This window comes from Myxococcus guangdongensis, assembly GCF_024198255.1.
In the GTDB taxonomy this organism is placed as follows: Bacteria; Myxococcota; Myxococcia; order Myxococcales; family Myxococcaceae; genus Myxococcus; species Myxococcus guangdongensis.
On the sequence record NZ_JAJVKW010000005.1, the window covers coordinates 382762 to 406946 of the forward strand.

The window sequence follows — 24185 nt, forward strand, 5'->3', positions numbered from 1 at the left end:
CGCCCCGAGGGAAACGTTCTTCCCACGGCGGAGAACCCCTTTCCCCAGCCACGCCCAAGAGTTGCCACGTTGGCCGGTGGACGTCTGTCGCCGCCGTGCGTCGGGCACCTGGGTTGCAGAGCGCCCCCTCCGCCGGAATCGCGCGGGTGCGAGGCCGCGCGGAATCCGGGCCCGGGAGTCGTGGGGAGGCAGCAACGATGAGACGTCTGTTTTGGGTGGCGTGGGTGGCGGTGGCGTTGGTGGTGGGGACGGGCTGTGAGCGCCCGTCGTCCCAGCGGGCGAAGAGCGCCTTCGTGGTGCGCCCCGAGACCATCGACTTCGGCCCCGCCGCGCTGGGCCGCACCAAGAGCTTCAAGCTGAAGGTGACCAACGGTGGCCGGGCGTCGTACCGCGTGGAGGGCGCCCTCTCCAGCATCCCCAACGTCACGGTGCCCCCGTTCGAGCCCTTCACGCTGGGGGCCGGCGCGGAGCGCGAAATCGAGGTGCACTTCAAGCCCGACGTGGAGGGCACGGTGCAGGGCTCGCTGGAGCTCATCACGGACGCGGACGCCCAGGGCCAGGTGCCGGTGTCCGGGCGGGGCGTGAAGGCCTTCGTGGAGGTGCCGCTGACGGAGCTGGACTTCGGCAACGTGGCCATGGGCTTCGTGGAGATGCGCCAGGTGACGGTGAAGAACCCCTCCGACGTGGAGACGCCGCTGGGGGTGTCGGTGCAGGGCGTGGACGCGGACCAGTTCACCGCGGAGCATGGCGAGGCGCCCACGCTGGCGCCGGGTGAGGAGCGGGTGTTGTCGGTGGCCTTCGCGCCCCGGCGGCTGGGCGCGGCCGCGGCGGAGCTGCACGTCGCCGTGTGCGAGGGGTGCGAGCCGGCGGTGGTGCCGCTCAAGGGCATGGGCGTGGCGTCCAAGCTGGAGGTGACGCCGCTGCGGTTGGACTTCGGGCGCGTGGCGCTGGGGGCCAGCGCGGAGCAGTCCATCACCGTGCGCAACCAGGGCACCGAGTCCTTGCGCTGGTCCGGCGTGGAGCTGCAGCTCAACCCGGGCGGCGTGTACCGCGTGGTGAGCGCGCCGGTGCTCAGCGGCGGCCTGCTGGCGGCGGGCGCGAGCGTGGAGGTGCGCGTGGCCTTCACCCCGGTGGTGCTGGGGCGCGCGGGTGAGGGGCGCATCGAGGTGGGCGTGCGCGAGCAGGGCTCCGCCGCGCCCGGGCCCAAGGTGTCGCTCGCGGGCGAGGGCGGCACGTCGTGCGTGGCGGTGAAGCCGCGTGACCTGGACTTCGGCGTGGTGGCCGAGGGCATGACGGCGACGCGGCCGGTGGAGGTCATCAACCGCTGCCGTGACAGCGTGCTCGTCAACAACCTGAACCTGACGACGGCGCAGGGCGGCTACTTCACCCTGGCGCAGGCGCCGGCCAGCGTGACGGTGCCGGCGGGCCAGTCGGCCTTCGTGGGCATCACCTTCAGCCCGCGCGTGGGCGCCGCGGGCAAGAGCGAGGGGCAGCTCGCGGTGAGCGTGCGCGCGGGGAGCACCACGTCCACGGAGGGCGTGACGCTGAAGGGCGAGGGCCGCGCCTTCAAGCCGTGCCAGTACACGCTGCCGCAGCAGCTGAAGTTCGGGAAGGTGCCGGTGGGCGCGGAGGTGGGGCTGGGGGTGACCCTGCGCAACACGGGCACGGAGGCGTGCTACCTGGCGTCCATGCAGCTGGTGGCGGGCTCCGACGCGTCCTTCCTCGCGCAGGCGGTGCCCAACCACGTGCTCGAGCCGGGCCAGAAGGCGACGCTGGTGGTGCGCTTCAAGCCGGAGGACGAGGGGCCCTTCGAGGGGCTCGCGGAGGCGTGGGTGAACCACCCGACGCTGGGCCACCCGCTGGTGTCGCTCGTGGGCGAGGGCGTGAAGGGCTGCTTCGCGCTGCAGCCGACGACGGTGGACTTCGGCGTCACCAAGCTGTCGTGCGGTCCGCGCACGCGGGAGTTGGTCGCCATCAACGAGTGCATCGGCCCGGTGAAGGTGGCCGGGATGACGCTGGAGCAGGCGGGCGAGGAGTTCTCGGTGGAGTCGGCGAACGCGTTCCCCTCCGCGATTGCGGCGGGCGGGCGGGTGAAGCTGACGGCGCGCTACACGCCGACGGACGACGGCGACGACGCGGCGGCGGTGCGCTTCCGGCTGGAGGATGGCAGCGAGTACACGGCGGGCCTGCTGGGCCGGGGCGTGACGAAGGCGGAGCAGACGGACCGCTTCTTCCAGGAGTCGAAGGCGAAGGTGGACGTGCTCTTCGTGGTGGATAACTCGGGCTCGATGATGGAGGAGCAGCAGAGCCTGGGGCAGAACTTCGCGGCCTTCCTGAGCGCGGCGAGCGCGGCGGCGGTGGACTACCGCATTGGCGTCACCACGACGGGCCTGGACGAGTCCCCGGGCGGCTGGTCCGAGTGCCCGGGCGGCGCGCAGGGCGGCGAGAACGGGCGCCTGTTCCCCGTGGACGGCTCGCGCCCCCGCATCATCACGCCGGACACGCCCAACGCGGCCGCGGTGTTCGCGGACAACACCCGCGTGGGCGTGTGTCACTGGAACGAGCAGGGCCTGGACGCGGCGCACCGCGCCCTGTCGGACCCGCTGCTCTACAACCTGGATGACAGCCGCACGCCGCAGCCCAACGACGGCAACGGCGGGTTCCTGCGCGAGGACGCGAAGCTGGCCATCATCTTCCTGTCGGACGAGGAGGACTTCAGCTCGCAGCCGGTGTCCTTCTACGAGACGTACTTCCTGGCGCTGAAGGGCAACGACAAGGCGAAGCTCAGCATCAACGCGATTGTCGGCCCCATGGACCTGGCCACCTGCCCGACGTCGAGCAGCGCCGGCAGCCGCTACATCCAGCTGGCGAACACGACGGGCGGCGTGGTGGAGAGCATCTGCACGCCCAACTGGGCCGCGTCCCTGGAGAAGCTCTCCAACAGCGCCTTCGGCCCCAACCGCAAGTTCCCGCTGTCCGAGGAGCCCGCGGACACCACGCGAATCGTCGTCCACGTGGACGGCGTGCAGGTGCTGTCGGGCTGGGAGTACGACGCGCGCACCAACAGCATCATCTTCGACCGGGACTCCGCTCCCGCGCCGGGTTCGCTGGTGGAGGTGACGTACCCGCTGGGCTGCAACTAGCGCTCACGTCAGTCGGAGGTGTGACGGCGCCGTGCTTCTCCTCGGAGGGGCGCGGCGTTTGTCTGTGATTGGTGTCGGCGCGCTGCCTTCATGGAAGACGTGAGCCGAAGTGTGGCTTTTCTGTCAGCCCTCCGTCCCATGGGGCGGGGATGACTCGACAGGGTGGATGCGCGGGTGCAGCCTTCCAGGGTGATGCCGGAGCCCCTCCTGGTTGCCGCCCTGGGCGACGTCCATGGTCGCTTCCACCGCGTGGAGACGTGGTTGGACGCGCTGGAGCAGTCGCGTGGTCGGCCGGTGTCCATGGTGCTCGCGGTGGGGGACGTGGAGGCGTTCCGCCGCGCGGACGACCACCGTCGCAAGGCCGCCAAGCGGACCATGCCCGCGGAGTTCGCCGAGTACGCGGACGGCGTGCGCCGCGTGAAGCGGCCCCTGTATTTCATCGGCGGCAACAACGAGGACTTCGAGGCGCTGCACGACTTCCAGGACGGAGGCGAGCTGGCGCCGGGCGTCACCTACCTGGGCCGCGCCGGCGTGCGTGAGCTGTCGGGGCTGCGCGTGGGCTTCCTGTCCGGCATCCACGCGCCGCGCTTCATCGACCAGCCCTTGAAGCGCCCCGTCACGCAGGACCTGATGAAACAGGCGGGCTACTTCCGCGCCGCGGAGGTCGACCGGGTGATGTTGCTCCGGGACGTGGACCTGATGCTCGTGCACGAGTGGCCCCGAGGCATCGTCCAGCGCGCGCGGGAGGAGAACCCCTCTCCGCCACGGCCGTTGCCCTCGTACTGGATTGGGAATGGCGTGACGCGCCGGCTGGTGGACACGGTGCAGCCGAAGTGGCTCTTGTGTGGGCACTCGCACAAGGCCTTCGCGGTGACGCTGGAGGGGGGCGGCCGCCCCGCGACGCGCATCGCCTGTCTGGACCAGGCCACGCGTCCCGAGGAGTCCGTCTTCTGGCTGGAGTACGAGGGCCGCGAGGTCGTGCGGGCTGGCTGGGGTGTCTCCGGCGCCGTCGCCTGGGAGCCGGGGCGCCGTTGGGATTTGTCCCGGCTGCCCGTGGTGGAGGGAGAGCACGACGGGGATGACGCCCCCGTGGGCGCGATGTAGCCCGGCGCGGGCGTCAGGGCTGACCGGGCTCCCAGTGCTCGAGCAGCACGTCCGTGCCCGGGACGACCAGGGCGTTGGCGGACGGCGGCGGCGCGTTGGGCCGCACGAGCCTGCGTCGCACGGTGGCGTCCAGGAACCTGCGCGTCACGTCCGTGGACGTCGCCCAGCCCCGGGCCACCGACCGCGCGGTCTCCGTCGACACGACTCCTGGCGCCAGCGTGGCGGCGGCGCCCACGCTGGTGAAGCCCACGTGCCGCATGCCCGGGATGCGAATCATCCACCGATGCGCGCCGCGCAGCGACTCGAGCAGCTCGAAGTCGGGCACCACCACGGCGTCATCCTCCTGGAACAGGTGGAGCAGGGGGACCTGGAGGCGCTCGGGCTGGAAGTCCGGCAGGCCCTTCAACCACTCCTTGCCACGCCGGGTCGCGATGCCGCCATCCAGGCTCACCAGCGCGCCCGCCTCGGGGTGCGCGAGCGCGAAGAGGAAGCCCGCGCGGGCGCCCAGGCTGTGCCCCACCACGGCGACGCGCGAGGTGTCGATGCGCGCATCCATCCGGAGGACGCGGAGCGCGCGCTCCAGGTCTCGCGTCTGGCGCCGCGCGGTGGCGAGCACGTCGAGGTCCGGTCCCGGAGCCTCTCCGCGAGTGGGCGAGGGCGTGGTGGCCACCACGTAGCCGTGGCTCGCCAGGTACTCGGCCAGCACGGCCTGATGGTGGGCGGAGTGATGACGGCCCTGCGCCACCAGCACCAGCGGGAATCGCCCCGGCGCGGGCGGCGCATGCGGGGTGGCCGTCATGGGCGCGTCGAGCCACGCGGCGGTGCTCTCCTCGGGGATGCCCAGGTCGACCAGCTGCTGTTCGTAGAGCGTGATGGCCGCGGTGGCGCGCGCCTCGTCGCGAGGCGTCTCGGGCTGGGACTCGAAGCCCATGAGGCCCACGTAGTCGCGATAGTGAAGGCGGGTGGCCGCGTCGCTCTCCCGCGTCGGGTACCAGACCGTGAGCTGGAGCGCCGAGGGGTCCTCCGCCGTGGCGGCGATGGCTTGCACGCGCAGCCCGACACTCCAGTGTCCCGCCTCCACCGGCCCCCAGATGGGCGGTGCGGTGACGAAGGGTTGGGGCGGCACCAGCAGGTAGCTGGGCGCGAAGCGGCTCGCGGAGTTGCAGCCGGCGACGAGCAGCAGCGCCAGCAGTCCTCCGCGCCACGCCGGGCCGGGCAGGGAGGCTCGCCAGAGACCTCCGGAGAGGGCGGGCCTCAGAAGACGCCCGAGATGCCAGCCATGCGCGCGCCCGCGACGGGCATCAGCCGGGCGGCGGAAGGGGCGCGACGCGTGGCGCTGGACTCCGCGCCGCCAGTGCGGCCGTGCAACAGCAGGGGCACCGCGACGCCGAAGGCCGCGCCCAGCACCGCGCCGGTGGCCACGTCGGTGAGGTAGTGCTTGTCGGCGCCCATGCGCAACAGCCCCACGGACGTGGCGAGCGGCAGCCCCACGGCCCAGATCCACGCCTGGTTCTCGTAGCCGCGCAGCGCGGCGACGGTGCCCGCGGACACCACCAGCGAGAAGGCCAGGTTGGTGTGACCACTGTAGAAGGACAGGTTGTTGTCACTGGGTTGCTCGGTGAGGCGCTTCTGGTCCTCGGGGAGCACGTGGACGAAGGGCCGCTCGCGGCCGACCAGGAACTTCACCGTCTGGTTCGCCAGCGTCGACAGCATGGCGCTCTCCAGGATGATGGTCGCGTCCTGCGCGAAGAACCGGCTGGGGCCATCCGAGCCCCGCCCCAGCGCGTACTGCAAGCCCATGACACCCACGGGCAGCACGCCGAAGCCGATGATGTTGCTCCATTGCCCCGCGCGGTGCCGCGACGCCTCCGTCTTTCCCGCCAGCCCCCGGCCCCAGCGGTCCAACCCGTTGAGTCGGTCCGTCCCGTCCGGCGCCCGATCACACCAGCGGCACGTCGCGGGCGCCAGGTCGCTCTTGAAGAGCGCCTCGCTCGAAATCCAGAGCACCGCGGCGGAGCCGGTGATGACGCCGTCGCGAGCCCAGTCGAACTTCAGCTCATGCAGACGGGGGGCGTCCTCCGCGGGCTGGGCCAGCGCCGGAGTCAGCGGATAGAGAGCGAGGACAGCAGTGAGTGCGAGAATGGGAAAGGACGGGCGCACGTCGCGCAGCATAGAGCGACGCTGGCGCGGCGCGAAGGGTTTGACTACAAGCGTCCGACTCCCATTCGCATCCGAGGCTTCATCGTGAGTACGCACCCCGTCGACCTGACGGCCGAGACCTTCGAACAGATGACTGGCAAGCCAGGGCTGGTCCTGGTGGACTTCTGGGCGGAGTGGTGTGGCCCGTGCCGCAACTTCGCGCCGACCTACGCCACCACCGCGGAGAAGCACCCGGACGTCGTGTTCGGCAAGGTGGACACCGAGGCGCAGCAGGAGCTGTCGGGCCGTTTCCAGATCCAGTCCATCCCCACGCTGATGGCGTTCAAGGATGGCACGGTGGTCCACCGCTCCAGCGGGGCCATGTCGCCGGGTCGGCTGGACGCGCTGGTCAAGTCGCTCAAGACGCTGGACGTCGCCTACGCGAAGCAGGCCGAGGAGAACAAGAAGCTGACCGAGCAGGGCATCGTCCCGCCCGGCGTGCACCCCGAGGCGACGTGGGACGAGGGTGACAGCGAATGGGTGTACGGCGCCACGGACCCCAAGGGTCGCAAGCAGGGCCCCTACAAGTACTGGCGCGCGGACGGCACGCTCTGCAACGAGTGCAGCTTCGAGAACGACAAGCCCCACGGCCCCTTCAAGCGCTTCCACGAGAGCGGTGAGGTCTCCCAGGACGGCGACTTCGTGAAGGGGGAGCTGCACGGGCCGCGCACCTGGTACGCGTCCGAGAAGTTCACCACGGAGCGCATGCACGAGAACGGCGTCTCCACGCTCGTTCGCAAGACGGTGATGATGTACGAGCACGGCCGCGTCACCGGCGTGAAGCACTACGACGGCCAGGAGCGCCGCGTGGTGCCGTCCACCGGTGAGCCGTACCCCGACCGCCCCGAGGGAATCCCGGTGGAGGCGGAGCTTCGCGAGGACCTGAACCAGTGGTCCCACGTGGAGCTGAACACCGACGGCGAGCGTCATGGGCTCGCGCGCTTCTGGCTCCAGGACGGCCAGCTGCTGTGGGAGGGCGAGTTCGTCGAGGGGCAGCGCCACGGCGCCTATCGCTCGCTGGCGAAGGACGAGTACCTGGACCCGCGCGTCACGTTCGACGAGGGCCGGTACGAGCAGGACGTGGCCTGTGGGAAGTGGACGCTGCTGGACGCGGACCGGCAGGTGGTGTTGACGCGGGATTTGGGCGTCGCGCAGGAGGAGGCGGAGCTGTCGGCGTCGCCGGTGTTCTCCAACGTGCCCCGCAGCGCGGAGGCCTGGCGTGAGTACGCGGCCACGTGCGTGGCGGCGCGCAAGCACCGCGAGGCGCTCCTGGCGCTGGCGCGCTCGGTGGCGATGGACCAGCAGGTGGCGCCGTTCCTCGAGTTGATGGAGCGCGTGGCGCTGCCGAGGACGCCGGACAACGCGAAGGCCACGGCGGGCGAGGCGCTGCAGAACGCGGCGGACTCCAGCTCGGCGCTGGCGGAGACGCTGGTGCGCGGTGGCGACGCGGGCATGTTGCTGCGGGCCCATGCGGTGCGGCTGGACCAGTTGGATCGGCCGAGGGCGGCGCTGGACTTCGTGAACGCGGCGCTGCTGGTCGCTCCGGAGCGCACGGCGTTCCTCTTCACCCGAGGCCTCGTGCTGTTGAACATGGGGATGGACGCGCACGCGTTGAAGGACGCGGAGGCGTTGGCGAAGGCGGAGCCGGGGACGGCCGCGTTCCTGGGGACGTATGCGCGGGGGCTGTACCCGGTGTTCGACTTCTGGCCGGCGAAGGAGACGCCGGTGTCGACGTACGAGGACCTGCCGGAGAAGCCCGCGCAGACGCTCGACGCCATCGTGCGCATCGTCCAGAAGTACGCCACGCGGTTGCAGCTCATCCGGGCGGAGCTCCTGGGGCGTTTCAAGCCTGGCGCGGTGCTGCCGTGGATGCCGCCGGACCTGTCCGCCCTGTTGCCGGCGGGGCCGGTGGAGCTGGCCGAGGAGGAGGTGGAGATTGGGGAGGACTCGGTCTCCGTCGACGAGACGGTGTCCCTCTCGGGGCTGGGATTGCCGGACGTCATCCAGCGGGCCCGTGGGGATTGGAATGCGCTCACGTGGCTCTTGTGGGCCTGTGGTGAGTCGAAGGTGGTGCTGCCGAAGAAGGTGGCGCCCCCGGCGAACTTCGGACAGGCGGCGGGCATGTCGAGCCAGCGTCACTGGCGCGTGAGGGACCGCAAGGTGACGGGGGGCCGTGGCGCGCAGGCGTCGGGCGCCGCGGGCTTCGAGTTCGCGGGCATGGACATCGATGCCCTGCACCCGAACCTCCTGGGCATGGTGGAGCTGCACTACGCGGAGATGCAGGCGATGTTCTATTGGCTGACGGACAGCCACAACGTTTCGCCCTGGCAGGACAACCTGAGGGGGAGCTGAGTCATGAACCGCACTCCTCGACAGGTCGAGATCGCCGACCCGCTGTGGAAGGCGCTGGAGACGATGAGCCGCGAGATGGGCGTGGACCGTGATGTCCTCGTCAATCAGGCGGTCTTCTCGCTCGCGCGGCAGTTCGGGTTCATCCAGCCCACGCAGGTGAGCCTCTCCGAGGTGGGCAGTGCGCCGGCCGTGGTGGCTGCGCCCGTGGCGGTTGCACATGCACCCGTGGCGGCGCCCTCGGTGGTTGCGCATGCACCCGTGGCGACGCCCGCGGTCGCGGTGACGCCCTCGGTCAGCGCCCCTGTGGCGGCGCCCTCGGTGGTTGCTGCTGCGGCGGCAGCGGAGCCCGTGGCTCCACCGCCCACGGCGGTGCCGTCGATCAAGGCGCCGGCCTCCGCGAAGGTCGCGGACGCGGCCAACGAGCCCGCGGAGGTGGAGGCTCCGAAGGGCGCCGAGCCCGAGGCGGTCGCCGAGCGTGTTCGCGAAGTGGTGCGCGCGGTGGACCAGACGGTGGAGGTGCAGTCGCCTCGGGCCGTCGCGCTCGCGGACACCGATGAAGAAGAGTCCAAGACCGGGGAACACGAAGGGACTCCCGGAGCCGACGAGGCAGAGGGCGCCGAGGCCAAGGACGCCGACAGTGCCAAGGGCTCCGGCGACGAGGACTCAGACAGTGACGAGGACTCCGAGGACGAGCCCGCCACGGAGAAGGAGCCCGCGGTCGACGAGGCCGAGCTGCGTGAGGCTGTCGCCGCGCGCGTCCGTGACATCGTGGGTGACGTCGACCGTCTGCTCGAACCCGTCGACGCGAAGCCCGACGAGGACTCGGACGACGACTCCGACGAGGACTCGGACGACGATTCGGACGATGACGAGGATTCGGACGACGATTCGGACGATGACGAGGATTCGGACGATGACGAGGATTCGGACGACGAGGACTCGGATAGCGACGCGGATGAGGACGCGGACGATTCCGACGAGGACTCGGATAGCGACGCGGATGCGAAGGACGCGGACGATGATGATTCTGAGGACTCGGATAGCGACGCGGATGCGAAGGACTCGGACGATGATTCCGAAGACGACGCGGACGATGATGATTCTGAGGACTCGGACCAGGACGAGAAGCCGGCTGCTGGCAAGGCGGCGGTAGGCAAGGCCATCCCAGGCAAGGCAGCTGGAGCCAATGCCGTCGCAGGCAGGCCGGCGGCAGGCAAGCCCGCAGCGGGCAAGGCGGCAGCGGCTTCCGTCGAGCCAGCGTTCGTGGACGAAGACTCCTCCGACCTGGTGACGGAGGCGAAGCCCGAGCCGAAGGCGCCAGCGGGCAAGCCGGACAAGACCATCATCGTGCAGGCTCCGCCGGAGCTGAAGGTGCACGTGAAGCTCGACGATGGCGAACCGGTGCTCGTCGCACGCGAGCGGTTCATCATCGGCCGAGGCCCCAGCGCGGACCTGATGGTGAAGTCAGCCCGGGTGTCACGTGAGCACGCGGTGGTGGTGCGCGACGGTGACGAGGTGTTCATCGAGGACCTCAAGTCCTCGAACGGCACCTGGTTCGACAACACGCGCATCGCGCGCCGTCAGGTCTCCGATGGTGAGGAGTACCTGCTGGGCGGCATCCGCATCACCTTCTCTCTGACCACCGAGTCGTAACGCGGAGGCTCTCCGCCTCCACGGACCTCATGTTCGTGGAGGCGGGCAGGTGCATCTGCGAACCACTGCGGAATTCCAGTCATCGCAGCCATGTGGCGCGTCATGCTCCGCGAGTGCTTCTCGCTGATGACCGAGTACCAACGCGAATGGGCGCATCCGCCAGCCGCAGCGGGATTCCATTCATCGCGGCAGGGCGACGAATCGTGAACCGTGAGCGCATCTTGCTGACGACCGAGTCGCAATGCGAACGGGCGAATCCGCCAACCGCAGCGGGATTCCATTCATCGCAGCCGCGTGGTGCGTCATGCTCCGCGAGCGCTTCTCGCTGATGACCGAGTCGCAACGCGAATGGGCGCATCAGCCAACTGCTGCGGGACTCCATTCATCGCATCCGCGTGATGCGTCATGCTCCGCGAGCGCTTCTTGCTGACGACCGAGTCGTAACGCGAACGGGCGCATCCGCGAACCGTTGCGGGATTCCGATCATTGCGGCAGCGTGGCGCGCAATGAACCGCGAGCACATGGACCTCGTCCCCGCGTCCGAGTGGTCCTTCCTGTCGCTGTCCACGTTGTTCGCCCGTTCTTTCGAGGGCTACTTCGTCTCCGTGCCCGATGCCCCGCAGGCGTTCGATGCGCGGGTGCGGAGCGAGCACATCTCGTTGACGGAGAGTCGGGTCGCCCGCGTGAGCGGTGAGGCGGTGGGGCTCGTGCTGATGGCGAGACGGGGCAACATCAGCCGGGTCGCGGGCATGGGAATCGTTCCCAGCCGAAGAGGGCAGGGCCTGGGCGGCGACATGCTGCGTCCCTTATTGGAATCCGCCCGAGCGCGCGGAGATGCGCGGATGGTGCTCGAGGTCATCGAGCAGAACGCGCCCGCGGTGAAGCTCTACGAGCGGCTCGGCTTCCGACGCGTACGGCGTCTGGTGGGCTTCACGGGGACGCCAACGCCAGAGCCCGGTGCGCTGGAGGAAGTGGACCCTCGAGACTGCGCGAAGCTTCTGCCGGCGGACCTGCCGTGGCAGCTCGATGCGGCGACGGTGATGGGCTTGTCCTCCCCAGCCAAGGCCTTCCGACTCGGTCCTGCCTTCGCGGTGGTGGCGGACGTCTCCGCACCCACGCTCGGCCTGCGCTCGCTGGGAGTGGAGCCCTCGGCCCGAGGACGGGGCGCCGGGCGAAGGCTGCTGCGAGCCCTGGCCGCCGCGCACCCCGGGAAGCCCCTGGCGGTGAGCGCCATCGTTCCCGAGGGCCTGTGTGACCGCTTCTTCCTGGGCGAGGGCTTCACCTCCCCGGCGCTCTCGCAGCTCGAACTGGCGCACACCTTCTGAGCCTCACCCGCTCCAGGGCCACCCGGAAGCTCCAGGGCTTCTGGGTAAGCCGGTCATGGAGGTCCGGTTCGTGGGCCAACCATGGGAAACAGGTGGGCAGGCAGGCGGGCTCGCGAACACACTGGGCGCGGAGTGAGGAATGGAGCATGAAAGCGACCCGTCCGGTCGTTCTAGACTCCACGCATCCATGGCCCGTCCCGTCCGCACCCTCCATGTGTTCCCCGACGCCAGCCGGCGTCAGGCCGCGTTGCGCGCGGAAGGGAACGCGCGGGGGCTGGCGGTGGGGCGGGATTTGCTCACGTGGGAGGAGCTGCTCGTCGCGCTGGGCGGGGCTCGTGAGCTGAACCGGCGTCCTTGTCCGGCGGTGCTGGCGCGCGCGGTGATGTCCTCGCTGGGGCCGCAGCTGGGCAACACGCACTTCGGCGAGTACGTCCGGGAGCCGGCCTTCGCGCGCGCGGGGCTGGAGGTGGTGCTGGACCTGAAGGCCGGGCGCCTGTCGCCACGGGAGCTCCAGGACGCGGTGGAGGTCCTCCCGCCCGAGCGGCAGAAGCACGTGCGGGTGCTCGCCCGGCTGTATCACCTGTACGAGCAGAAGCTGGCGGAGCTGGGGCTCGCGGACCGCGAGGATGTGCTGCGCGGTGCTCGCGAGGCGCTGGGGCAGGGCTCGTGGCCGGTGAGCTGGGATGGCGTGGGGACGCTCGTGCTGCATGGGGTGTACGACGTGCGCCCCTCCGGCCTGGAGCTGCTGCTGGCGTTGGCCGCGGCGTGTGAGTCGCGGCGCGTGACGCTCCGGGTGGAGACGCCGGTGGGAGGCTCTCCGGTGGCGGACGCGGCCCTGGCCTCGCTGTTCCGCGCCTTCGAGAACCGCGGCGAGTCCATGCCGCACGTGGACCTCTTCAAGGCGGACGTCACCTTCGAGTCCCGGCCGTTCATCGACCTGGGCCGCTTCGCCTTCTCGCCCCGGGCGCCGCGCAATGTGCTCGAGGACGCGAAGACCCAGCCTCGCATCTGGAGCGCGGCCACGGCACGCGAGGAGGCGCGACTGGTGGCGCGGGACGTGCGCCGGCTCATCGCCGAAGGGGCCGCGCCATCGGACATCGCGATTGCGTACCGCGAGCTGGGAGCGGAGGCGGGGTGGCTCGCCGAGACGCTCGGTGAGCTGGGCGTACCGGTGCGATTGCCCTGGGGTGAGCCGCTCTCGCTGGCCGGGCCGGTGCGACTGGCGTTGGACCTGCCGCTGCTGGTGGAGGACGGCTTCCCCGCCGAGCGCGTGGCGGAGCTGGTGGGCAGCCGCTACGCGCACATCCTGTCGCGCGGAGGTCCGGAGTCGCCCGCGAGCCTCTTCGCGCTGGCCGCCGTGCGGGACGACCGCCTGGGCGCGCTGCGAGGACGCGGTGCGTACGACGTGCGACTGGAGGGCCTCGCGCGTCGGCTCCAGGCGCTGCAAGGCGCACAGAAGAAGGACGGCAGCGCGCGCATCCAGTCGGTGCGGGTGCTGCGCGAGCGCTGCGGCCTGCTGCTGGATTACTGCCGACGCATCCCCGACAAGGCGCCTGTCGCCGAGCAGCTGGCCGCGTGGTGGCACGTGGTGGAGCGACTGGGGCTGATGGACTCCGAGGGGCCGTTGGAGTCGCGAGCGGAGGGTGGGTTGGCGGAGCGGGCGCTGGATGCGCGGGCGCGTGACGAGGCCGCGCGTGAGGCGCTGCGGCAGCGCGTGCAGGGACTGCTGCGCACGATGAAGGCGGTGGGCGGTGGCCCGGTGCTGCGTCGGCGCACGTTCGGTCGATGGCTGCGCGACGCGATGTCGGAAGCGTACCTGCCCGCGCGAGGTCCCAGGGGCGCGGCGGTGGAGGTGCTGGAGGCGGCGGAGGTGCCTGGACGCTCCTTCCGTCATCTCTTCATCGCGGGGCTCACCGAGGGACGCTTCCCGGGACGGGATGTGCCCTCGCCGTTGCTCGCGGACGCGGAGCGCTCGGCGCTCAATCAGCACCTGGGCCGTGATGTGTTCCGGCTGACGGGCGGTGAGTTCGAGGACCGGGCGGCGTGGCGGCTCACCGAGGACCGCCTGTTGTTCGCCAGCGCGCTCGCCGCGGCGGAGGAGACGCTGAGCCTGTCCTTCGCGGTGGAGGGGGCGGGCGGACAGGAGCAGGTGCCGTCCTCGTTCCTGGAGGAGGTTCGCCGGCTGACCGCGCTGAAGTGGACGCCGCGCTCGTTGCCGCCCATCCCTCCGTTGGACGAGGTGCTCACCGAGTCGGAGCTGCGGCGCTGCGTGGCGCTCGAGGTCCTCTCGTATCCGAAGCTGCGCGTCACCGAGCCGGACGCCGCTGCGCCGCTGCTCAAGCGTTACTTCGACCGCGAGGCCTGGTACTCGGGTGCGCGCGAGCTGTCCTTGGTCGAGGTGGAGCGGCTGTACTTCTTCGGAGACCCGAAGATGAAGCCCGGGAAGTACACGGGCTCGGTCGACGCCAACACGATGCGCGCGTCGCTGCGCGAGGCCTTCCGCTTCGACCTCACGCGACCGTTGTCCGCGTCCGCGCTCGCGCGCTTCGGCAACTGCGGCTTCCAGGGCTTCCTCACGTACGGCCTGAAGGTGTCGGAGCCGGACCGTCCGGGCGAGGAGTTCGACGCGCGCGGGCGCGGCACCTTCTGGCACCGCGTCGTCGAGGAGGTCTTCCAGTCGCTCAAGCAGCACCAACTGCTCGGCAAGGCGCCGGAGGAGATTCCCGAGGAGCTGCTGGACTCCGCGCTCCAGTCCGCGGTGGCGCACTTCGAGAAGTTCCACCACGTGGGGCACCCCGCGCTGTGGAAGCTGGCGCACGAGCGCGCGCGGTCGATGGCGCGGCGAATCCTGGTGGACGAGCGGCGCGGGCTGCCCTTCGAGCGGATGGTGCCGGAGGGCTTCGAGCTCCAGTTCGGCCCCGCCGCCGATGACGACCGATGGCGCCACGTCATGTTGCCCATCGACGGGGACGCCATCGTCTTCGAGGGGAAGATCGACCGGCTCGATGTGTCGGGCTCCGAGGTGGGCGTCATCGACTACAAGTCCGGGCGCCTGGACAAGAACGAGCTGAAGAAGCGGCTGCTCACGTCCGACTTCCAGCTGCCGCTGTACCTCTTCGCCGCCAGGGAGAGTGGCCACCAGAACGCGAGCCAGGCCGCGTGGTTCTCGCTGCGCACGGGCAACACCATCCACCTGTCGGAGGTGGTCCCCGCGCAGGAACTCGACGAGCTGTTGTCCACGGACCCCGAGGTGCGCGCGAAGGTGGCGGAGAAGGAGGGCGGACGCAACCTGCCCAACGCCGTGGAGTCGCTGGTGCGCACGCTTCGCGAGGGCCAGTTCGCCGCGCGGCCCCAGGACTGTGGCTCCTGCGGCTTCCGCGCCGTGTGCCGCATCACCGAGCGACGGATGACGGAGGAGGGGAGTTGAGCACGGCCCCTTCCATCCTCGCGCTGGAGCGCAACCTGGCGCTCATGGCGGGCGCCGGCGCGGGCAAGACGTACAGCCTGGTGACGATGACGCTGCACCTGCTCGCGGGCGCGCGCGAGGCGGGGGGCCCCTTGCGCCCCGCGCGGTTGTGCATGCTGACCTTCACGGACAAGGCCGCGGCGGAGATGCGCTCGCGCGTGCGGCAGCGGCTGGATGGTCTGGCGCAGGGCGAGGCGAAGCTGGACCAGGAGGTGGAGCTGCGCGCGTCGCTCTCCCGGCTGGACCGCCCCTTCCCGCTGCCCGAGGCGTGGCGACAGCTGCGCGAGGAGCTGGGCGCGGCCACGGTGGGCACGTTCCACTCGCTCTGTGGTCAGTTGCTGCGACGCGCGCCGCCGGCGGTGGGCATCGACCCGAGCTTCGAGGTGCTCGACGAACTCGAGGCGTCCAGTCTGGTGCAGGACGTGTGCGAGCGCGTCGTGCTGGACGCGCTGGAGGCCGGCGACGCGCGCGTGCGTGAGCTGTGCCAGGAGCTGGGGTTCTCCGGCTCCGGCTTCTCGGACGGCCTGGTCGCCGCGCTGGTGTCGGTCTACGGCAAGCTGCGCGAAGAGGGACTGCGCGCGGCCTCGGCGGCGGTGGCCGACGTGGCGCAGGCCCGCGAGGAGTTCGACGAGGCGCTGAAGGAGTGCCTGCGCCTGTGCATGGAAGTGCGGGCCCTGGACGCCAAGGGCGAGTGGAGCCTGTTGGTGGGCGCGCTGGAGAAGGCGCTCAACGGGATGACGGCGGAGAACTTCCAGAAGGGGGACCGCTACCCGTGGCTGCGCGCCTGCTTCGCGACGGACACGCGCAACATCGCGCGGCTCAGCAAGGGCGCCGCGGGGCCGGTGCGCGAGCTGTACTGGCGCATCTACAAGGGAAAGACGGACGGCTCGGTGCGCATGCTCGTCGATGCGTGGGCCGCGTGGCACACCGCGCCCTTCGAGGAGACCTTCCGCGAGCTGCTGGGCCGCGTGGAGACCCGCCACGACGCGGAGTTCGCCCGCCGCAACGTGTTCGACTTCACCTCGCTGCTCGTCAAGGCGCGCGACCTGCTGCGCGACCATCCCGAGTTCCGCCGGCAGGTGCAGGAGCGCGTGGGCGCCCTCCTGGTGGACGAGTTCCAGGACACCAACCGGCTCCAGCTCGAGCTGGTGCTGCTGCTCGCGGAGCAGCGCGAGGGGGGGCCTCGCGAGCTGACGCCGCAGATGGACCTGCTCTCCGCGCTGCCGCTGGAGCCCGCGTTCCTCTGCGCGGTGGGAGATCGCAAGCAGTCCATCTACGAGTTTCGTGGCGCGGACGTCTCCGTCTTCACGCAGCTGTCGAAGAAGGTGGAGGAGGAGGGCGGTACGCGGGGCTTCCTCCAGCACAACCGCCGCTCGGTGCCGGGGCTGTTGTCCTTCTTCAACCACGCCTTCGCCGGGGTGTTGGTGGCGGCGGATTCGCACGCGCCCCGTCCGTTCGAGGTCGTCTACGTCCCGGAGGAGGACGACCTGTCGCCCGTGCGTGCCTCGCTCACCGAGGCCCCCGTGGTGGAGCGGGTCCACCTGGAGGAACAGGAGACGGCCGGAGACCTGCGGTGGCTGGACGCGGACTGCACCGCGCGAAGGCTGCGCATCCTGCTCGCGCCCGGCGCGCTCCCCACGGTGGCTCGCGAGGACGGCGAGGGCTCGCGTCCCGCGCGCGGTGGCGACGTGGCGATGCTCTTCCGGACCTTCACGCACCTGGAGGTGTACCGGCAGGCGCTCATCCGTCACGGCGTGCCGCACCGGGTGCTGCGCGGACGCGGGTTCTACGGCGCGCAGGAGGTGCTGGACCTGGCCTCGCTGCTGGCGCTGCTGGCGGACACGGAGGACGCGCTCGCCTTCGCCGCCGTGCTGCGCTCGCCGCTCGTGGGCCTCTCGGACGCGACCTTGTTCCTGCTCGCCGGGGAGCAGCCACTGTCGTTGGCGTCACCTCGACTGAGGGACGATGAGGTGCTCGCCACGCTGCCGGAGCGCGAGCGACAGCGCCTGCGGACCTTCCTGGAGGCACTGCCCGCGCTGTGCCAGGAGCGAGACAGGTTGGGTGTGAGGGAGCTGCTGCTCTCCGCGCTGGACCTGACGGGCTACCGCGAGGCGCTCGCGGGTTCTCCCTATGCGGAGCAGGCGAGCGCCAACGTGGAGAAGCTGCTGGCGTTGGCCTCGCGTCGCGACGAGCGGGGCTCGGGTGGCTGCGTGGCCTTCGCCCGCGAGCTGCGCATGTTGGCCGAGTCCTCGCCGAACGAAGCGCAGGCGGACCTGCTCGACGCGGGAGACCCGCGCGCGGTGCAACTGCTCACCATCCACCGCGCCAAGGGTCTGGAGTGGCCCATCGTCGTCGTGCCCGGCATGGGGGGGCGACGCCGGAGCACCTCCGCGCGCGCCCACTTCGAGCGCTCGCACGGCATCGCCCTTCGCCCCTGGGTGCCGGACTCGCTGGACGGCTACACCTCCAACCGCTTCGAGGCGGTGCGCCAGGAGCTGAAGTCCCGAGAGGACGCGGAGTATCGCCGCCTGCTCTACGTGGCGCTCACCCGCGCCAGGGACCTGCTGGTGCTCTCCGGTGGCGAGGAGCCGCGCGCGGGCAAGGATTCGTGGTGGCACCTCGTCGACGCCAGGCTGGAGGACATCACCACGCGCGAGCTCGTCACGGACGTGGACGTGGACGACCTGCCTCCACCCAGGGACCCAGAGCCGCCGGGGCCCGAGGCGCTGGCGCGCGCGGGTGCCCGCGTGGAGGCCGCGTTGTTGCGCGTGCGCGGCGGCACGCTGGACCTGGCCGAGTCCGCGGAGTCCCTCAGCGCGCCCGTGAGCTCGGTGCAGGACTTCATCACCTGTCCGCGCCGCTTCCACTACCTGCACCGTCTGGGACTTCGTGGCGCGCCATGGCCCTGGGAGGTCGCTCCGCGCGAGACGGCGCTCGTCGTCGAGCCGGAGGGCTGGCTCCCCGAACGCGGCCCCGCGGAGCTGGTGCGCCACCTGCTGCGCGCCTCCGACCTGCGGCTGTGTTCGGCGCGTGACGTGGATGTCACGGAGCGCCGCGCGCACCTGGAGGCCGTACTGCGCGAGGCCGGCGCGTTGGCGGAGGACCCGGGCATGGAGGCGGTCCTGGGCACGGCGGAGCGCTGGCTCGGCACCGACTTCGCGAGGCTGCTGGCGGAGTCTCCGCCGCGCGGCGTGCACCGGAGCCTGGCCTTCACCCTGGTGGCGGCGGAGGGCATCTCCCTGGAGGGTGAGATGGATGTCCTCTGGGAGTCACCTCGCGGCGAGGCGGTGGTGGTGACCTACAAGTCGGGCGGACGACATCCATTGGGGGCGGCCGCGTACGCGCACGAGCTGGACGCGCTGGAGCTGGCGGCGCGACGGATGGTGCGAGCGGGCGTCCCCGTGCGTGTGGGCGTCGTCTTCCTGGGTGAGGAGCGACCGGAGCCCGAGTGGCGAGCGGACGTGGCTCGCCCCGAGGAGGCCGCCAGGCGGCTCGCTGACGCGACGCGGGCCCTGGCCCGGGGGGAGGTGCGTGGCGCCTGGGCGGGACGAGAGAGGGCGACCTGCCAGGCCCTGCATTGTGGCTTCTCGGAACACTGTCACCCGGCCCCTCCCGCGTGCTAAGCGGCGGGCACCATGCCGAACGTCGTCGTCATCGGAGCGCAGTGGGGAGATGAAGGTAAGGGCAAGGTCGTGGACCTGCTCACCGAGCATGCCCAGTTGGTCGTCCGCTTCCAGGGCGGCAACAACGCGGGGCACACGCTCGTGGTGGGTGGGCAGAAGACGGTCCTGCACCTGATTCCCTCGGGCATCCTCCACCAGGGCAAGACGTGTGTCATTGGCAACGGAGTGGTGGTGGACCCCGCGGTGCTCGTGGGGGAGATCGACGCGCTCAAGGCGCGCGGTTTCCTCAAGGAGGACTCGCAGCTCATCATCTCCGACAATGCCCACGTCATCTTTCCGTGGCACAAGCTGCTGGACAGCTTCCGCGAGAAGGCCCGCGGTGGCAGCGCCATCGGAACCACTGGCCGCGGTATCGGCCCGTGCTACGAGGACAAGGTGGCGCGCCGGGGCATCCGCATGCGGGATCTGCTCAACTCCGAGCGCCTGCGCAAGCGCATCGAGGAGCGGCTGCCCCAGGCCCTCGAGGAGCTCCGGGAGCTGTGTGGCAAGGCGGGCGTGCCGGTGCCCCAGCTGGAGGTGCCCCAGGTCCTGGCGGAGTTCTCCGGGCTGGGTGAGCGGCTCAAGCCCTACGTGCACGACGCCTCGCTGTACCTCGCCGGTCAGGTGCGCCGCGGCGCGCGCATCCTCTTCGAGGGCGCGCAGGGCACGCTGCTCGACGTGGACCACGGCACCTATCCCTTCGTCACGTCGTCCAACTGCGTGGCGGGCAACGCCGCGGTGGGCTCGGGCCTGGGCCCGACGGCCATCGACAAGGTGATGGGCATCAGCAAGGCCTACACCACGCGCGTCGGCGGCGGGCCGTTCCCCACGGAGCTCAGCGACGCCATCGGCGACCAGCTGCGCAAGGTGGGCGACGAGTTCGGCGCCACCACGGGGCGTCCCCGCCGCTGCGGCTGGCTGGACGGCGTGGTGCTGCGCTACGCGGCGCGCGTCAACGGCCTGTGGGGCATGGCGCTCACCAAGCTCGACGTGCTCAGCGGCCTGAAGTCGCTGCAGATCTGCAACGCGTACGACCTGGACGGCGAGAAGATCACCGAGCTGCCCGGCGACTACGAGGACCTGGCGCGCGTCAAGCCCATCTACGAGACGCTGTCTGGCTGGGAGGAGAACCTCGCCGGCGTGCGCAGCTTCGACGAGCTGCCGGAGAACGCGAAGCGCTACGTGCGCCGCGTGGAAGAGGTCAGCGGCGTGCCCGTGGTGTGCGTCTCCGTGGGCGCCGACCGCGGTGAGACGGTGCTGCTGCAGAACCCCTTCCGGAGCTGAGACGGGCCACACCCTCGGAGAAACTCCCACCGAGGGTGTGGGCGCACCGTGACGTCGTCCCCGGTTTCTGCTACGGCAACCGGTGCAACCCCTTGGGGGACGTCATGCACCTGGTGCGCAAGTCCGTCATCGTCCTGTCCGCGGTGCTGCTGCTCGGTGCCGCGGAGCCCTCCGAGTCCGCTCGGGACGCCTTCGCTCGCGGCGAGTCCGCCCTGGGCGCCGGTCTCCTGGAGGTGGCCGCCGCCGCGTACCGTGAAGCGCTGGCCGCCACGCCTGGCTATGCCCCGGCGCTCAACGGCCTGGGCAGCGTCGCCTTCCGACAGGGCAAGCTGAAGGACGCCATCGCGCGCTTCGTCGAGGCCACGCAGGCGGACCCGCTCCACAAGATGGCGTACTTCAACCTGGGCTATGCCGCGCGCAAGGCCGGGGACGCCGCCACCGCCGCCCGCGCCTACGGTCGCTATGTCGAGCTCGAGCCGGAGGACGCGGACGGCTACTACGGCCTGGCCGAGAGCCACCGTCAGCTCGGCGACAAGTTCAAGGCCATCGCCGCGTATCAGGGCTACATCGCGCGGGAGAACCGGCCCTCGGAGCAGATCTGGGTCCAGAAGGCGCGTGGCTACCTGAAGTCGCTCGGCGCCTCGCCCCTGCCACCTGAGTCCCCGAAGCCGCTCCCGCGTGCCGTCGCGTCGGCGCCTCCGGCGAGCACCCCTGGCGCCTCGCCCGAGACCCCGAAGTCGCTCCCCGGCGTCGTCGCGGCAACGAGCCCCCCCGGCGCCTCGCCCGAGACCCCGAAGCCGCTCCCGGGCGTCGTCGCGGCACCGACGACGGGCACGCTGGCCGTCGCGCCGGTGACGACTCCCTCGGCGGCGACGGCCGACGGCGCGGACCTGCGTGAGAAGGGGATGCCCCCGAGCGCCGCGGTGGCCCCGCCCGCCGCGACGCCCACGGCGCAGGAGCCGGTGCCCTTCCCGTCGAAGCCCTCGGCCGAGGTGGCCCCGGCACGCACGCCGAACCCCGCGCTGGCGGCGGCGCGCATCCGGGATGGCGACGCGTTGATGAAGGAGCGCCGCTACCGCGAGGCGGCCTTCGCCTTCATGGATGCGTCGCACGCGGACGAGGGCCATGTGGAGGCCCTGTTCAAGCTGGGCAACGCGCTGGCGGTGCTCGGCTACTACGGGCAGGCGGTGGAGAAGTGGGAGGTCGCCATCCAGCTCACGAAGGATGTGGCCATCCGTCAGAGCGCGCAGGACAACATCGCGCGAGCGCGGACGAAGATGGCGCAGTCGGGTGCCTCGCCGCAGGCGGCGGGACAGGCTCCGGGCTCCGGACCTGTCGCGGAGACGACGCGGGCGCAGGCCCGGAGGGCGTATGAGCAGGGCGTGCAGCGCATCGGCTCGCGCGACTTCGCCACGGCGCTGACGCACCTGACCCAGGCCATCCAGTTGGAGCCCATGCTCGCGGTGGCCTACACCGCGCGCGGCAGCGCCAACATCGGCCTGCGTCGCTACGCGGAGGCCGCGGCGGACTATCAGTTCGCGATGGAGCTGGAGCCCCAGGCGGCGTCCCCCCTGTACGGGTTGGCCGAGTCCTACCGCGCCCTGGGTCGCAACGCGGAGGCGCGGGGGCTCTACGAGCGCTATGCCGCCTCGTCGGCCGCGGACGTCCGGCCTCAGCTCCAGGAGGAATCTCGACAGAAGGCCGTGAAGCTGCGTTGACCGGCGGCCAGGCGGGCCGGAGGGCAGGTGGACCCTGTCAGCCCCAAGCATTAATTTGGAGGCATGACCGGGCGCGACGCGGAGATGAACGGACGGCAGGTCTTTCGCCCTCGTCGTAGCCTCTCGGCTGCGATGGCGGCGGCGGGTCTGCTCTGGGTGGCGGTGCTGCTCTACCTCTTCAAGTTCGAAGGGGTGCCGCTGAAGACCTTCCTCTCAGCCGGCTTCTTCATCCTCTTCTTCGGCGTCTCGCTCACGTACTACGCGCGCACGCTCATCGTCGTGGACGCCCGGGGCATCACCTACCGGGGCATGGTGCGCACCCGACGCTTCGCGTTCTCGGACATCCGCAACGTGGACGTGCTGCCAGGCCCCGTCACCGTCTACGCCATCCGTGGACAGTGGGGATTCGTCCACTTCACCAGCTTCTTCCTGCACCACCAGATGCTCGCCCGGATTCTCGTCGAACGCGCGGGGTTGGCCCCGCTGCCGGGTTGACGCGCTAGGTCGTCGTCAGGACATAGGTGACGAGCAGCCCCGCCAGCGCCGCGGCGCCTCCCAGTCCGATGAGCCACCACTCCGCGCGAGCCTTCCGCCGAGGGGGCGCCGTCTCCGATGGCTCCGTCCCCGAGGGGGGCGGGACGTCCGAGGGCCCGGCGCTCACAGAATCTTCCTCGGGAGGCTCGGAGGGGGCGGGCCCCACGGGGGCCTCATCCAGCGCGGCTTGGAAGCGCAGCAGCGTGCGCCCCAGCTCCAGCACGTCGCCGTCGCACAACGTGACAGGCTCCTGGACGCGCTCCCCGTTGACGTAGACGCCGTTGGGACTGCCCAGGTCCTCCAGGACGAACACGCCTTCTTCGTGGTGGATGCGCGCGTGGTTGCGGGACACGGACCTGTCGCGAAGGCGCAGCGTGGCCTCCTGTCCCCGGCCCAGGTCCGTGCGCGTGTCCGCGAGCGCGTGCATCCGGCCGACATCGAGTCCCGTCAGGCAGGTGAGGGTGGCCGCGCGGGAAGGGGCCGCGTCCAGGCCCGTGAGCAGTCCCTTGAGCACGGCGACGGTGCCCTGGGCGCGTTGCTCGGGTGTCTCCGGGAGGACACTCAGGCGCATCGTGTCGGGCAGGCCCACCACCTCGCCGGGGAGCACCAGCCTCGACACACCCGGTGGCACGAGCACGCCGTTGACGTCGAAGGTCCGGGTCGCCTCCACCATGAGCCGCTGCCCCTCGATGTGCAGGGACAAGAGGTGGGGAGGCAGGGCCTCCAGGCGGACATGGTCCTCGGGACCGCCGCCCAGCAGGTGATGACCCTCGGGCAATTCGAAGGGCGTGGTGGTGCCCAGGTGCTGGAATTCGAAGCGCATGGCCCGGCCTGGAGCAACGGATGGACCGCCCCGGTGCCTGGGGATTCGCGTGCTTGGCGCGCGGGTGCGTCCCGGGCGCGGGCCCGGCCCGTCCTCGCCGCGAGACGGCTCAGGGGCTCGGGTTCAGGGAAGTGTTCACTTCCGACACGCGCGCGCCGGGATGGACGGCCACCGCGGAGCCATCCGCGACGAACGCGGAGGCGGGCGTGCCTCTCAGGAAGGGCACGAAACGCTCGCCGTAAAGCTTCGCCACGTCGCACTCGAAGACCGTGTCCTCCGCCTTCCACACGGACCAGCGCGGGTGCTCCACGCGGTACTCCGCGCAGCCGCCGTCCCGCTGGGGGGTGTAGCCCCAGTAGTGCTCGGTGATGAACTCCTCCTGCGAATCCGGAGTGCTGGGGAGGGGAGCGCCTCGCGTGCGGGCCGCGAGTCGATGCCAGCGGCCCTCGTGCTTCCAGCCGTACTCGAGGTGGCCCGGTGCGCCCTTCTCGGCGCCGTCCATCTCCACCGTGTGTCGCATGGGCAGCGCCAGGTACGGCTCGTTGTAGACGACGCGCGCCACCGTCGCGATGGCCCACCGGGGAACGAGCTCCCGCACGAAGGCCACGCCTCGGCGCCATCCCTCGGGTCCGCGGTGGCGCACGTAGTAGCGGAGGTTGACCTCGTCGAAGTCGCGATGGAAGGGCACCGCGAGCCCACGCACCTTCGTGTCGAGGAAGCGGAAGCCCACCATGCTGGCGAAGGCCTTGCCCTGCCACGTGTCCAGCTCCGTGCCTCGGGGGACGAGCGGCGCGAGCACCTTCGGATCCACCTCGTAGTTGAGCATCACGAGGTAGCGCCATGTGGCTGTCAGGAAGGGGCCCATGTCCCTTCGTAATCCGGGCGAGGCCCGTGCGTCCGGGAGGCCGTCAAGGCCCCCGCA

The 24185-nt window shown here is 71.0% G+C and carries 14 protein-coding genes; 10 read left to right on the forward strand and 4 right to left on the reverse strand.

The window, feature by feature from the left end; translation table 11 throughout:
• The first annotated feature begins 197 nt into the window (after positions 1-197).
• Together LXT21_RS18140 and LXT21_RS18145 are read left to right on the forward strand one after the other, a co-directional pair.
• A complete protein-coding gene (locus LXT21_RS18140; RefSeq protein WP_254039401.1) occupies positions 198-3143 on the forward strand; it encodes a choice-of-anchor D domain-containing protein in 2946 nt (981 codons plus the stop codon).
• Between the two features lie 192 nt (positions 3144-3335).
• Positions 3336-4247, forward strand: coding sequence for a metallophosphoesterase (locus LXT21_RS18145; RefSeq protein ID WP_254039657.1), 912 nt, complete (start codon positions 3336-3338; stop codon positions 4245-4247).
• Between the two features lie 13 nt (positions 4248-4260).
• Here LXT21_RS18145 and LXT21_RS18150 read toward each other — a convergent pair whose 3' ends face one another.
• Positions 4261-5373 carry a dienelactone hydrolase family protein gene (locus LXT21_RS18150; RefSeq protein ID WP_254039402.1) on the reverse strand — a complete coding sequence of 371 codons (1113 nt, stop codon included), beginning with the start codon at positions 5371-5373 and terminating at the stop codon, positions 4261-4263.
• 128 nt (positions 5374-5501) lie between these two features.
• On the reverse strand, positions 5502-6419 hold the full coding sequence (locus tag LXT21_RS18155; RefSeq protein ID WP_254039403.1) for a phosphatase PAP2 family protein: 918 nt from the start codon (positions 6417-6419) through the stop codon (positions 5502-5504).
• A gap of 72 nt (positions 6420-6491) precedes the next feature.
• On the opposite strand from LXT21_RS18155, the gene trxA reads away from it, so the two are divergent.
• The 8 genes from trxA (at position 6492) to LXT21_RS18200 (ending at position 22401) form a co-directional block, all read left to right on the forward strand.
• Positions 6492-8798, forward strand: coding sequence for a thioredoxin (trxA, locus tag LXT21_RS18160; RefSeq protein WP_254039404.1), 2307 nt, complete (start codon positions 6492-6494; stop codon positions 8796-8798).
• Positions 8799-8801: 3 nt separating this feature from the next.
• Positions 8802-10451, forward strand: a complete 1650-nt coding sequence (locus tag LXT21_RS45190) for an FHA domain-containing protein (RefSeq protein ID WP_267145411.1) — start codon at positions 8802-8804, stop codon at positions 10449-10451.
• Positions 10452-10957: 506 nt separating this feature from the next.
• Positions 10958-11776, forward strand: coding sequence for a GNAT family N-acetyltransferase (locus LXT21_RS18175; protein WP_254039405.1), 819 nt, complete (start codon positions 10958-10960; stop codon positions 11774-11776).
• A gap of 187 nt (positions 11777-11963) precedes the next feature.
• Positions 11964-15203, forward strand: coding sequence for a PD-(D/E)XK nuclease family protein (locus LXT21_RS18180; RefSeq protein ID WP_254039406.1), 3240 nt, complete (start codon positions 11964-11966; stop codon positions 15201-15203).
• Positions 15200-18865 (forward strand): UvrD-helicase domain-containing protein, encoded by a 3666-nt coding sequence (locus tag LXT21_RS18185; protein ID WP_254039407.1) that lies wholly within the window; start codon positions 15200-15202, stop codon positions 18863-18865. Before LXT21_RS18180 ends, LXT21_RS18185 begins: the two co-directional genes overlap by 4 nt.
• Before the next feature lie 12 nt (positions 18866-18877).
• On the forward strand, positions 18878-20188 hold the full coding sequence (locus LXT21_RS18190; protein WP_254039408.1) for an adenylosuccinate synthase: 1311 nt from the start codon (positions 18878-18880) through the stop codon (positions 20186-20188).
• A gap of 104 nt (positions 20189-20292) precedes the next feature.
• Positions 20293-21906, forward strand: a complete 1614-nt coding sequence (locus tag LXT21_RS18195; RefSeq protein ID WP_254039659.1) for a tetratricopeptide repeat protein — start codon at positions 20293-20295, stop codon at positions 21904-21906.
• Between the two features lie 63 nt (positions 21907-21969).
• Positions 21970-22401, forward strand: a complete 432-nt coding sequence (locus tag LXT21_RS18200; RefSeq protein ID WP_254039409.1) for a PH domain-containing protein — start codon at positions 21970-21972, stop codon at positions 22399-22401.
• A gap of 4 nt (positions 22402-22405) precedes the next feature.
• On the opposite strand, the gene LXT21_RS18205 is transcribed toward LXT21_RS18200, so the two are convergent.
• Both LXT21_RS18205 and LXT21_RS18210 read right to left on the reverse strand, forming a co-directional pair.
• Positions 22406-23263 (reverse strand): FHA domain-containing protein, encoded by an 858-nt coding sequence (locus LXT21_RS18205; protein ID WP_254039410.1) that lies wholly within the window; start codon positions 23261-23263, stop codon positions 22406-22408.
• Positions 23264-23372: 109 nt separating this feature from the next.
• Positions 23373-24128, reverse strand: a complete 756-nt coding sequence (locus LXT21_RS18210) for a YqjF family protein (RefSeq protein ID WP_254039411.1) — start codon at positions 24126-24128, stop codon at positions 23373-23375.
• Positions 24129-24185 lie beyond the last annotated feature (57 nt).

What these genes read in the sequence shown, in the direction of transcription:
- LXT21_RS18195 (WP_254039659.1), top strand. Translation starts at nt 20,293, where the DNA reads ATGCACCTGGTGCGCAAGTCCGTCATCGTCCTGTCCGCGGTGCTGCTG.
- LXT21_RS45190 (WP_267145411.1), top strand. Translation starts at nt 8,802, where the DNA reads ATGAACCGCACTCCTCGACAGGTCGAGATCGCCGACCCGCTGTGGAAG.
- LXT21_RS18175 (WP_254039405.1), top strand. Translation starts at nt 10,958, where the DNA reads ATGAACCGCGAGCACATGGACCTCGTCCCCGCGTCCGAGTGGTCCTTC.
- LXT21_RS18145 (WP_254039657.1), top strand. Translation starts at nt 3,336, where the DNA reads ATGCCGGAGCCCCTCCTGGTTGCCGCCCTGGGCGACGTCCATGGTCGC.
- LXT21_RS18190 (WP_254039408.1), top strand. Translation starts at nt 18,878, where the DNA reads ATGCCGAACGTCGTCGTCATCGGAGCGCAGTGGGGAGATGAAGGTAAG.
- LXT21_RS18180 (WP_254039406.1), top strand. Translation starts at nt 11,964, where the DNA reads ATGGCCCGTCCCGTCCGCACCCTCCATGTGTTCCCCGACGCCAGCCGG.
- LXT21_RS18140 (WP_254039401.1), top strand. Translation starts at nt 198, where the DNA reads ATGAGACGTCTGTTTTGGGTGGCGTGGGTGGCGGTGGCGTTGGTGGTG.
- LXT21_RS18200 (WP_254039409.1), top strand. Translation starts at nt 21,970, where the DNA reads ATGACCGGGCGCGACGCGGAGATGAACGGACGGCAGGTCTTTCGCCCT.
- LXT21_RS18205 (WP_254039410.1), bottom strand. Translation starts at nt 23,263, where the DNA reads ATGCGCTTCGAATTCCAGCACCTGGGCACCACCACGCCCTTCGAATTG.
- LXT21_RS18210 (WP_254039411.1), bottom strand. Translation starts at nt 24,128, where the DNA reads ATGGGCCCCTTCCTGACAGCCACATGGCGCTACCTCGTGATGCTCAAC.
- LXT21_RS18155 (WP_254039403.1), bottom strand. Translation starts at nt 6,419, where the DNA reads ATGCTGCGCGACGTGCGCCCGTCCTTTCCCATTCTCGCACTCACTGCT.